This is a genomic window from Actinotalea sp. (genome assembly GCF_041597215.1).
GTDB lineage: Bacteria > Actinomycetota > Actinomycetes > Actinomycetales > Cellulomonadaceae > Actinotalea.
The window spans coordinates 1-11,092 of record NZ_JBFHHB010000098.1 but is presented as its reverse complement, the minus strand read 5'-3'; the positions used below and the strand labels follow the sequence as shown (position 1 = coordinate 11,092).

Here is an 11,092-nt window from a genome sequence, read left to right as displayed (position 1 = left end):
GTCCATCTGGACCCCGAGCTCCTCGTGCTGTCCCTGACGCACCGGTCCTTCGCCCATGAGGCGGGCGGGATCCCGACGAACGAACGGCTGGAGTTCCTCGGGGACACCGTCCTCGGCCTGGTGGTGACCGAGCACCTGTTCCGCTCGCACCCCGATCTGTCCGAGGGTCAGCTCGCGAAGATGCGAGCGGCGACCGTGTCCCAGCGGGCGCTCGCGCAGATCGCCCGCTCGATCGGTCTCGGCGACTACGTCCTGCTCGGCAAGGGAGAGCTCGCCACGGGTGGGCGGGAGAAGGACTCGATCCTCTCGGACACCCTCGAGGCGCTCTTCGGCGCCGTGTACCTCACCCACGGGCTGGAGACGGCGCGCGAGCTGGTCGATCGGCTCGTCGCCTCGACCCTAGAGGTGGCGGCGGACCTCGGCGCGGGGCTCGACTGGAAGACCTCCCTCCAGGAGCTCGGTGCTCGGCTCGGCCTCGGCGCCCCCGAGTACGTCGTGGTCGGCGTGGGCCCGGACCACGCACGGACGTTCACCGCGACGGTCGTCCTGGACGGCGTGGAGCGCGGCTCGGGCGTCGGCCCGGCGAAGAAGCTCGCGGAGCAGGACGCCGCCGCTGCCGCCTACCGACTGCTCTCGGCCACGCACGAGGTGACCGAGGACGGCGTGACGTCGGGCACCGACGACTGAGGTGCCGGAGCTCCCCGAGGTCGAGACGGTCCGGGACGGACTGGACCGGCACGTGCGCGGCCGTACCGTCGAGCAGGTCGAGATCCGGCGCGACTCCGCCGTGCGACGGCATCCCGGGGGACCTGTCGACTTCGCCGCCCGGCTCACCGGCCGGAGCCTCGACGGGGTGGTCCGCCGAGGCAAGTACCTGTGGCTGCTGCTCTCGCCGACGGGAGGCGGCACGGCCCGCCCCGACGGCACCCGTCCTCCCACCGGCCCGGACGACGCTCTGCTCGCGCACCTCGGGATGAGCGGTCAGCTGCTCGTCCATCATGCGGACCGGGCCCCCGAGCACCGGCACCTGCGGGCTCGGCTCCTGCTGGGCGGGGACCCGGGAGTCGTCCTGGACTTCGTCGACCAGCGCACCTTCGGGCACCTGGGGGTCGTCGACCTCGAGCGGACGCCGGACGGCGCCCCCGGTGGCCACGGCAGCCCGTCCCCGGCCGTCCCGGTGCCCGTCGCGCACATCGCCCGGGACCTGCTGGACCCCGCGCTGGACCGGGCAGCCCTCGTCGCCGCCGTGCGACGCAGACGGACCGAGCTCAAGCGCGCGCTGCTGGACCAGTCGCTCGTCTCGGGGATCGGGAACATCTACGCCGACGAGGCCCTGTGGCGGGCAGGTCTGCACGGTTCCCGGCCGACGGACCGGCTCCGCCCCGTGGAGGTCGTCCGGGTGCTGGACGCCGCGGAGGAGGTCATGCGGTCGGCCCTGCGCGTGGGTGGCACGAGCTTCGACGCGCTCTACGTCGACGTGAACGGGGAGTCGGGCTACTTCGACAGGTCCCTCGCGGTGTACGGCCAGGAGGGCCGACCGTGCCCGCGCTGCGGGACGCCGGTGGAGCGAACGGCCTTCATGAACCGTTCGTCCTTCACCTGCCCGCGATGCCAACCTCGTCCGCGTACGGCACGCCGTGTGCGCTACACACGTCCCGTTCTCTAGGATGCCCCACGTGGTAAACAACGTGCCGAGCCCTGCGGGGCGTCAGTCCGAGATCGCCGTGATGATCGTCGACGATCACGAGGTCGTCCGTCGGGGTATCGCGGAGGTCGTCGACCGCGCGGATGGCATGGGCGTCGTCGCCGAGGCCGGAAGCGTCGCCGAGGGCATCCGTCGGGCGACCCTCGTGCGCCCGCAGGTCATGCTCGTCGACCTGCAGCTCCCGGACGGGACGGGCATCGACCTCATGCTCGCGCTGCGGGAGGCGCTGCCCGAGGTCCGCGCGATCGTCCTGACGTCCTTCGACGACGACGACGCCCTCGCCGCAGCCCTTCAGGCCGGGGCCGCCGCCTACGTGCTGAAGTCGGTACGTGGCGCCGAGATCGCCGACGTGATCCGCTCGGTCGCCGCCGGGCGCACCCTGCTCGACGAGCGCACGGTGACGCGTCGCCGCGCCGACCACGACGACCCGACCGCCGACCTCACCCCGTCCGAGCGCAAGGTGCTCGACCTCATCGGGGAGGGCATGTCGAACCGCGAGATCGCGGATCGTCTCGGCGTCGCGGAGAAGACGGTCAAGAACCACATCACGTCGCTGCTGTCGAAGATGGGCCTGCAGCGCCGCACGCAGGTCGCGGCCTGGGTCGCCGGGCACAAGCACAGCTCCTGGCGCAGCGACGGCTCGGAGTAGTCGAGCGGCGCCGGGCCCGGCCCGGCGCCTCAGAGCGCCGAGGCGTGCACCGGCGCCTTCCAGGTGAGCAGGGTCCCCCTGCCCTCCGTCGTGGTCCCGAGGGTGAACGTCCCGCCGTGACGGCGGGCCCGAGCGGCCAGGTTGTCCGTCCCCGAGCGGCGGTCGCGCTCCGGCGGGAGGCCCGCTCCGTCGTCCTCGACCTCGACGGTCACCTCGGTGTCCGGGCCCTCGCCCGCGAGCTCGACCCGCACCGCCACGGCCGTGGCCCTCGCGTGCCGGGCCGCGTTGGCGAGCCCCTCCCGCACGACGGCCACGACGTCGTCGCCGAGGTCGTCGCCGACCCTGTCGTCGAGTGCCTGGGCGTCGCCGTCGAGCGCCTCCGCCGAGTCCAGGACCCGGTGGTCGACGGTGATCACGAGCGACGGCGCGAACCCGAGACCGGTGCGGGCGAGCGAGGCCTCGCGTCGCAGTCGTTCGGCGAGGGGGGCCGAGGCGTCGGGGTCGCGCAGGGCGTGCACGATCGAGCGGATCTGCCGGACGGTCGAGTCCACGTTGTCGAGAGCGTCCTCGACGATCCCGGTGAGCTCGGAGGGGTCGACGCCGCGCGCTGCCCGACGGCGCACCGTCTCGAGCTGCATCCCGGTGGCGAAGAGCTGCTGGATGGCCAGGTCGTGCAGGTCGCGGGCGATGCGCTCGCGCTCGTCGAGCAGGGCCGCGACGTCCTGGGCGTGACGTGCCTCCGCCAGCACCAGCGCGAGGGCCGCCTGCGCGGCGTAGGTCTCGGCCGTCGCCAGGTCGCTCGGCCCGAAGGGTGCCGAGCCGACCTTGCGCAGCAGCACGAGGACACCCACCCCTCGCCCGTCGGCGTTCATCGGGGCGTAGAGCGCGGGGCCGAACTGCCGCAGGGCGTCGACCCGCATCGCCCGTGCGCGGGACAGGGAGTCGACCACGAGGCCGTTCCCGTCCCGGAGCACGGTCCTGGCACGCCCGTCCGGCGGCATGACCGTCCCGATGAGCTCGTCCGAGCCGGCGCCGTCGACGATCTCCATCACCCAGGAGTCGCCCAGTCCCGGCAGGACGAGGGCCGCGGTGTCGGCCCCGGCGACGTCCCGTGAGGAGGCGGCGATCTGAGCGAGCACCTCCTCCTGGTCCGCGCCCGAGAGCAGCATCGTGGTGATCTGCTGCCCGGCCCGCAGCCAGTGCTCGCGGCGTTCGGACTCGGCGTACATCTGCGCGTTCTGGATCGCGACGGCGGCCGCGGCGGCGAGCGTGATGACGACCTCGTCGTCCTCGTCGGTGAAGCCACCCGCCTTCTCCGACAGGTACAGGTAGCCGTACACCCGGTTGCGGACGCGCACGGCCGTCCCCAGGAACGAGCCCATCGGCGGGTGGTGCGGGGGGAAGCCCTTGAAGGTGGGGTGCTGCATGAGCTCGTCGAGCCGCAGGGTCCCGTGCGGGGGGATCGAGCCGAGGACGCCGACGGCGTGCGGGGGGCGTCCGAGCACGGCCGTGAGTCGCTCGTCCATCCCGGTGTGCACGAAGGTCGTGGACCGGCCGCGGGCGTCGAGGACGTTGATCGCCCCGTACTTGGCACCGGTGAGGTCGGCGCTCGCCGCGACGAAGCGTTGCAGGACCGTGGGCAGGTCGAGGTCGGAGGCCAGCCCGAGGGCGGCCTGGAGGAGGTCGGCGGCGGCCAACGACCCGTCGTGGTGGTCCGTACGCGCCGTCATGACCTCTCCTGCTCCTGCGCGGCCCACGCGGCGCGGTACGAGTCGGCGCCCGACGCGGCTGCGCCGTCGACCTGCGTGGTCAGCAGCTCGTCGTGCCGACCCCGTGCACGCACCGTACCCGTCTCCCCGAGCAGGATCACCTCGTCGGCCGCCTCGAGCCCCGCCAGTCGGTGCGTGACGACCACGATCGCCTTGCCGGGGGCGAGGGTCCCGCTCAGCAGGTCGCGCAGCAGCCCGGCCGCGTCGGCGTCGACGTGCTCGGTGGGCTCGTCCAGCAGCAGGACGGGCGCCGGGCTGAGCAGCGCCCTGGCCACGAGCAGGCGGCGCCGCTCGCCGCCGGAGACGCGCGCGGCGTCCGACCCCAGCACCGTGGCCAGTCCGTCGGGCAGCCCGGCGAGCCATCCGGTGAGCCCGACGGCGCGCAGTGCGGCGACCGCCTCGTCCGGGCTGACATCGCCCCGCGCGACGCGCAGGTTCTCCAGGAGGCTCGTGTCGAAGAGGTGGGCGTCCTCCGCCGTCATCGTCACGGCCGCCGCCGCCTCGGCGCGGGGGATCCGGTCCACAGGCCGACCGTGGACGCGCACCTCGCCCGCCTGAGGAGGGAGCAGCCCGGCGAGGGTCAGCAGGAGCGTCGTCTTGCCGAGGCCGCTCGGGCCGACGATCGCGACACGGCGCCCGGGGCCGAGGTCCAGGTCGATGCCCGTCAGGACGGGGGAGCTCCCGGGCCATCCGCAGGAGAGCGCGCTCGCCTCGAGGAGGGCCTCGCCCTCGGGCGAGGGAGTGGGCCCCGTGCGGTCGGCGTCGGTGGGGGAGGTGCTCGGGGCGTCCTCGCCCAGCAGGTCCATGATCCGCCGTGCGGCCTCGCGCGAGCGCAGCACGGCGACAGCGGCGTTGGGCACCATGCCCACTGCCTCGAACGCGGCAAGGGGGAGCAGGACCACCACGGCGAGCTCGACCGGAGCGAGCGCACCCGAGGTCGTGGCGGGGATGCCGAGGACCAGGGAGGCGAGGACGGCCAGTCCGGTGGCCAGCGGGTTGAGCGCCGCTGCGACGGCGGCAGGACGCGCACCGGCGTCGGCGGCGGACGCGAGATCGGTCTGGGCCCGGTCGAGCTGGGCCCGTGCCAGGCCGAGACGGCCGGAGACCGTGAGCTCGGCAGCTCCGTCGAGGAGGGAGACGGTCACGGCTGCGAGGTCGGCCCGTGCCTGGGCGGAGCGTTCCTCGACGACGCGGGAGGCACGGACCTGCCACCACGGGGCGACGATCCCTGCGAGAACGAGGCAGCCGGCGAGGGCGAGACCGGCGGAGGGGAGGAACAGGGCGACAGCGATCGCGCTGCCGAGGCTCAGGACGCCTGCCACGGCCATCGGCAGCAGCCCGCGCACGAGGACGTCGCCGACGGCGTCCACATCCGCTCCGACGCGGGCGAGCAGGTCGCCGCGGCGCAGTGCGAGCAGCCGGGCCGGCGGGCGCCCGGCGAGCAGCTCGTAGAGGCGCACCCGCAGGGTCACCATCCCGCGCAGGGCCACGTCATGGGACACGAGCCGTTCGACGTACCGCAGCAGCCCGCGGGAGATCCCGAAGAGGCGCACGCCCACGGCGGCCACGTTGAGGTACATCACCGGCGGCATCTGCGAGGCCCTGGCGATCAGCCACGCCGAGACCCCTGCAAGGGCGACGGCGCTGCCCATCCCGGCCGCGCCGGCCAGCACGGCCAGCGCGACCCTGCGACGGTCGACGTCGAGGATGGCCAGGGCCTGCCACAGCGGGTCCTGGCGGACCCTGTGCAGCCAGGTGCCGGTCTGCTCGGTCGGGACGCTCATGCGTCGACCACCGTCCGGGGGGCGGAGGTGACCTCGACGACGGTGTCTGCGACCCGCAGCAGCGACTCCCGGTGTGCGACCAGGAGCACCGTGCGCCCCGAGGTGCGGAGTCGTTCGACGACGCCGAGGACGACGGCCTCTCCGTCGGCGTCGAGGTGCGCGCTCGGCTCGTCGAGGACGACCAGGGGAGCGGGGGCCAGCAGCGCCCTGGTCAGGGCGAGGCGCTGGCGCTGACCGAGGCTGAGCCCCGAGCCGCCCTGTCCGAGCGTCGACTCCCACCCGCCGGGCCGCTCGGCGACCACGAGGTCGAGCCCGGTCAGCGCGGCGGCCCGCTCGAGCTCGCCCGCCTCGACCGTGCGGCCCTGGAGCACGGAGTCCCTGAGGGTGCCCGGTTCGATCACGGGGCGTTGGGGAACCCAGGCGATCTGCCGCCAGTAGGTCTGCGGGTCGATCTCGGTCAGGTCGATCGACGGACCGCGCACGGGGTCGAGCGCGACGCGCCCCGCGTCCGGGCTCAGGACGCCCAGCAGGACGGCGACGGCCGTGGACTTCCCTGCACCGTTGGGCCCGGCGAGGGCGGTCACCCGCCCCGGGGCCACGGCGAGGTCCAGCCCTGCGGGCGCGAGCACCGCGCGGTCCGGTGCCACGACGTCGACACCCTTCAGGCGGATCGTCGCGGTGCCGAGGTCGGGGGCGGGGACCGTGCCGTCCTCCGGCACCTCCTCCTCGAGGACGGCGAAGGCCTGCTCTGCCGCAGCGACGCCGTCGGCGGAGGCGTGGAAGTGCGCGCCGACCTGCCGGAGCGGGAGGTACACCTCCGGGGCCAGCACCAGCACGGCCAGTCCCGTCTGCAGGTCGATCTCGCCGTAGACCAGCCGGAAGCCGATCCCGACCGCCACCAGGGCGACGGAGAGGGTCGTCAGCAGCTCGAGGACCATCCCGGAGAGGAAGGCGACCCGCAGCGTGCCCATCGTGGCCAGCCGGTGCTCCTCACCGAGGCGTCCCACGCGCTGCTCCGGCCCGCGCTCGCGACCGAGCGCGCGCAAGGTCGGCAGCCCCGCGAGCAGGTCGAGCACCTGGTGCCCGAGCCGCTCCATCGCCGTGAGGCGCTTGTCGGCGTAGGTCTGCGTGAGCCGGCCGACGAGCACCATGAAGAGCGGGACGAGGGGCAGCGTCACGATCATCGTCACCGCCGCGATCCAGTCGAGGCCGAGCACGACCAGCAGTGCGGCAGGGGTCACGGTCACCGCGAGGAGGAGCTGGGGCAGGTACCGCACGAAGTACGGGTCCAGCGCGTCCAGCCCCCGGGTCGACAGCGTGGACACCGGGTGGGCAGCGATCCACCGCGGACCCAGCGCCACGGCCCGTTCGAGCACCTGCTCGCGCAGCTCGGCGACGGCACGGGTGGCCGAGCGGTGGGCGAAGCGCTCCTGGACCCCGGTGACGACGGCCTTCGCGAGGACGACGAGCGCGAGCCAGCCGACGTGGCCTGCGACCTGCGGCCAGTCGGCCGTCCTGCTGACCACCGGGGCCAGGGCCGCTGCCAGCAGGAGGGCCTGGGCGATGACCAGCGCTGCGGTCAGCACGCCGAGCCCTGCGGTCAGCAGGACGTACCGGCGCGCCGACCGCGCGCGCTTCAGGAGCCTCGGGTCGAGCGGCTTCACACCTTCGACAGCGGCAGGCCGATGTGCGCCGGGATGTGCTCGACCGTGATCCGCTTGCGGAACACCCAGTAGGTCCAGGCCTGGTAGGCCAGGACCAGCGGCGTGAGGACCACGGCGACCCACGTCATCACGGTCAGCGTGTAGTCCGTGGAGGACGCGTTCTCGACGGTGAGGGAGTTGGCGGGGTCGAACGCCGGCATGACGTCGGGGAAGAGCGAGCCGAAGATCAGCACGACGGCGGCGACGATCGCGACGGCCGAGGAGAGGAAGGCCCACCCCTCCCGCCTCGTCCGGGTGGTGACCACGAGTGCGACGAGCGCACCAGCGGCGACGAGCACGGCTGCCCAGGTCCACAGGACCTCGGAGTAGGCGAGCTGGAGCCAGATCGCCCACGCGCCGGCGATGACCGTCGTGGCCAGGGCCAGCTTCTCCGCGAGGGCCCCGGACCGCTCACGCATCTCGCCGTCCGTCTTGAGCGCGATGAACACCGCACCGTGCGTGAGGAAGATGAGCGCCGTCGTGGCCCCGCCGACCAGCGAGAACACGTTGAGCAGGTCGAAGAACGACCCGACGTACTGGTGGTCGGCATCCAGGGCGACGCCGCGCACGATGTTCCCGAAGGCCACGCCCCACAGGACGGCAGGCACCCAGGAGCCGAAGATCAGCGCGCGGTCCGCCCAGGCGCGCCAGCGGTCGTCGTTGAACTTGCCGCGCCACTCGAAGGCCACCACGCGCACGATCAGCGCCAGGAGGATGAGCAGCAGGGCGAGGTAGAAGCCCGAGAAGAGCGTCGCGTACCACTCAGGGAAGGCGGCGAACGTGGCACCGCCTGCGGTGAGCAGCCACACCTCGTTCCCGTCCCAGACCGGGCCGATCGTGTTGATCATGAGGCGGCGGTCCTTGTCCTTGCGGCCGAGGATCGGGAGCAGCATGCCGACGCCGAAGTCGAAGCCCTCCAGGACGAGGTAGCCCGTCCACAGGACCGCGATGAGCAGGAACCAGATCGTTGACATCTCCACGGTGCGCTTCCCGTCTCAGTAGGCGAAGGACATCGGGCGGTCATCGCTCGAGTCGTTGGTGTCCGGGCTGACATCGGTCTCGCTGTCGGAGACGCCCTCCATCGCGTAACGCTTCATGAGCTTCCACCACAGCACCGCGAGGACGCCGTAGAGCAGGGTGAAGGCCACCAGCGAGGTGAGGACCGTTCCCGCGGAGACGACGCTCGAGACGCCCGTGGCCGTGAGCATCCACACGCCGTCGACCCCGGTCGGGTTGGGGGCCACGACCCAGGGCTGGCGGCCCATCTCGGTGAAGATCCAGCCGAAGGACGAGGCGAGGAACGGCGTGAAGATCGCCGCGATGGCGAGCCTGGCGAACCAGGGCTTGTCGATGATCTTGCCCTTGCGGGTGAACCACAGCGAGGCGAGGGCCAGGGCGGCCGAGCCGATCCCCAGGCCGATCATCAGGCGGAAGGACCAGTAGGTGATCGCGAGGTTCGGGACGTAGTCCACGCCCTCGCCGTAGGTCGCGCTGTACTCCTCCTGGAGCTCGTTGATGCCCTTGAGCGGGGAGGTGAAGGAGCCGTCGGCGAGGAACGAGGTCAGGCCGGGGACGGCGAGGACGTGCGTGACCGACTCCGGGTCGTTCGTGAGGTCACCGAAGGCGAGCAGGGAGAACTCGGCGCCGTCGGGGGCGGACTCGGTGAGCCCCTCGGCCGAGGCCATCTTCATCGGCTGCTGCTCGAACATGAGCTTGGCCTGGGAGTCGCCGGAGATCGCGACGCCGGCTCCGCTGACGAGCATGACGATCATGCCGAGCACGACTGCCGGCCGGTACACGTCACGTGCGACCTCGGGCTTGCCCGCCCTGGCCGTCCTGACCATCCAGAAGCCGGCGATCCCCGCGACGAAGGTCCCCGCGGTCAGCAGCGAGGCGGAGATCGTGTGCGGGAAGGCCGAGAGCAGCGTGGAGTTGGTCAGCACGGCGACGATGTCCGTCATCTCCGCGCGGCCGGTCTCCGGGTTGTACACCGCGCCCACGGGGTGCTGCATCCAGGAGTTCGCCGCGAGGATGAAGTAGGCGGACAGGTTCGTGGCGAACGCGACGAGCCAGATCGTGGCGAGGTGGATCTTCTTGGGCAGCTTGTCCCAGCCGAAGATCCACAGGCCGAGGAAGGTCGACTCGACGAAGAAGGCCGCGAGGGCCTCCATCGCGAGCGGTGCGCCGAAGACGTCACCGACGAAGCGGGAGTACTCGCTCCAGTTCATGCCGAACTGGAACTCCTGGACGATGCCCGTCGCCACACCGATCGCGAAGTTGATCAGCATGAGCTTGCCGAAGAACTTCGTCAGGCGGAGCCATCGCTCGTTGCCCGTCCGGTACCAGGCCGTCTGCATGATCGCGACGAGCGGGGTGAGGCCGATCGTCAGCGGCACGAAGATGAAGTGGTAGACCGTGGTGATGCCGAACTGCCATCGGGCCAGGTCGAGTGCGTCCACGGTGTCTCCTTCGGGGCATGAACAGGTGGGGCGCGTCGTTGCGTCGAGACGACCGTAGAAATCGACGGGGCCTCGGAGGTGGGACCTTCGTCCCGTTTTGCTGACATGGTGTCATCATCTGGACGGTCCCGCTGGGGCGTCCGCCCCGGTCGGGGGCCGGTCGGCCGCTCGGGACGGCCGCGCCGCGATCGTCGCCGGGCGGCGGCCCTTGGTCCCACACCAGGCGTGTCCGCGAGGTCGTAGGGCCTCCCTGTGCGATACTACGACCGGTTGCGCTGCTCGCCACACCGGGTGCGTCACCACGACTGTCCTGCCGGTTCGGGTCCGCGTACCCGCCGCGCGCCGCCGTCACCGACTGAAGGAGTCGTGGACACGGCAGGCGCCGGCGACGCCCATCCACCGAGCAGCTACCGACGACTTCCGTCGCGGAGCGCTCAGCGCCCGCGACGACCGACCGCCTGCTGGACCGGCGAGTGTGGACGGCCCGCAGGCCTGGAGCACCCCGTGACAGACGAGCACAACCTCACCACGGAACCCTCGCCCGAGCCCACGAGCTCTGCGCCCGCCGCCCCGCGTCGCCGCCGGCGCGCGACCTCTCCGGCCGGCGAGCCGACGACGGCTGCCGTGGTGCTCCCGGAGCCGCAGTCCGCGCCGGAGGTCGAGGCGGAGAAGCCCCCGAAGGCGACCCGGGCCGCCAGGGCGCCCCGGGCGAGCAGGGCTGCCAAGGCCGTGACCGACGAGACGGTGCCGACATCCGGCGCCGACGAGGGCGAGTCGTCGCCCGCCGCCCCGCGTCGCCGCCGTCGGGCGACCTCGCCCTCCACGCAGCCCGCGACCGACCAGCCCGCGACCGAGCAGGCCACGATCGAGCAGGCCGCCGATGCTCCCGCCGAGGTCGCCGAGGAGCCGACGGAGGTCGTCGAGGAGGCTGCCCCGCGGAGCCGACGCAGCCGCTCGGCCACGTCGCGGTCCCGCGCCGCACGCACCGTCGTCGAGCCCGAGCCCGAGCCCGAGCCCGAGCCC

At 72.8% G+C, this 11,092-nt stretch carries 8 protein-coding genes and 1 pseudogene; 4 read left to right on the top strand and 5 right to left on the bottom strand.

Annotation, left to right across the window (positions count from 1 at the left end):
* The 3 genes from rnc to ABWK99_RS08660 all read left to right on the top strand — a co-directional run.
* Nucleotides 1–687: ribonuclease III (gene rnc / locus ABWK99_RS08670; protein WP_372594298.1), on the top strand; the 687-nt coding region annotated here is incomplete at its 5' end.
* Nucleotide 688: 1 nt separating this feature from the next.
* Nucleotides 689–1,666: a bifunctional DNA-formamidopyrimidine glycosylase/DNA-(apurinic or apyrimidinic site) lyase gene (gene mutM, locus ABWK99_RS08665; protein WP_372594297.1), complete on the top strand. Its 978-nt coding sequence runs from the start codon at nt 689–691 to the stop codon at nt 1,664–1,666.
* Between the two features lie 61 nt (nt 1,667–1,727).
* The gene (locus ABWK99_RS08660) at nt 1,728–2,354 is read left to right on the top strand and encodes a response regulator (protein WP_372594300.1); all 627 of its coding nucleotides are present in this window, start codon (nt 1,728–1,730) and stop codon (nt 2,352–2,354) included.
* Nucleotides 2,355–2,383: 29 nt separating this feature from the next.
* Here the strand turns inward: ABWK99_RS08660 and ABWK99_RS08655 are convergent, their stop codons facing one another.
* From ABWK99_RS08655 to ABWK99_RS08635, 5 genes are read right to left on the bottom strand one after another with little or no spacing between them, the layout of a single operon-like run.
* Entirely contained in the window at nt 2,384–4,084 is a 1,701-nt protein-coding gene (locus ABWK99_RS08655; protein WP_372594296.1) for a GAF domain-containing sensor histidine kinase, read from the bottom strand.
* Nucleotides 4,081–5,907 carry a thiol reductant ABC exporter subunit CydC gene (cydC, locus tag ABWK99_RS08650; RefSeq protein WP_372594295.1) on the bottom strand — a complete coding sequence of 609 codons (1,827 nt, stop codon included), beginning with the start codon at nt 5,905–5,907 and terminating at the stop codon, nt 4,081–4,083. The genes ABWK99_RS08655 and cydC overlap by 4 nt, the downstream gene beginning before the upstream one ends.
* Nucleotides 5,904–7,571 (bottom strand): thiol reductant ABC exporter subunit CydD, encoded by a 1,668-nt coding sequence (gene cydD / locus ABWK99_RS08645; protein ID WP_372594294.1) that lies wholly within the window; start codon nt 7,569–7,571, stop codon nt 5,904–5,906. The genes cydC and cydD overlap by 4 nt, the downstream gene beginning before the upstream one ends.
* Nucleotides 7,568–8,584: a cytochrome d ubiquinol oxidase subunit II gene (gene cydB / locus ABWK99_RS08640; protein ID WP_372594299.1), complete on the bottom strand. Its 1,017-nt coding sequence runs from the start codon at nt 8,582–8,584 to the stop codon at nt 7,568–7,570. The genes cydD and cydB overlap by 4 nt, the downstream gene beginning before the upstream one ends.
* 21 nt (nt 8,585–8,605) lie before the next feature.
* On the bottom strand, nt 8,606–10,069 hold the full coding sequence (locus tag ABWK99_RS08635; protein WP_372594293.1) for a cytochrome ubiquinol oxidase subunit I: 1,464 nt from the start codon (nt 10,067–10,069) through the stop codon (nt 8,606–8,608).
* A 504-nt stretch (nt 10,070–10,573) separates the two neighbouring features.
* Here ABWK99_RS08635 and ABWK99_RS08630 point away from each other — a divergent pair.
* Nucleotides 10,574–11,092 (top strand): annotated as a pseudogene (locus ABWK99_RS08630) (hypothetical protein); the annotation flags it as partial.

Bases quoted from the DNA above. Each gene is read 5' to 3' on its own strand.
- ABWK99_RS08660 (WP_372594300.1), top strand. From the start codon at position 1,728: ATGATCGTCGACGATCACGAGGTCGTCCGTCGGGGTATCGCGGAGGTC.
- ABWK99_RS08655 (WP_372594296.1), bottom strand. From the start codon at position 4,084: ATGACGGCGCGTACGGACCACCACGACGGGTCGTTGGCCGCCGCCGAC.
- cydC (WP_372594295.1), bottom strand. From the start codon at position 5,907: ATGAGCGTCCCGACCGAGCAGACCGGCACCTGGCTGCACAGGGTCCGC.
- cydB (WP_372594299.1), bottom strand. From the start codon at position 8,584: ATGTCAACGATCTGGTTCCTGCTCATCGCGGTCCTGTGGACGGGCTAC.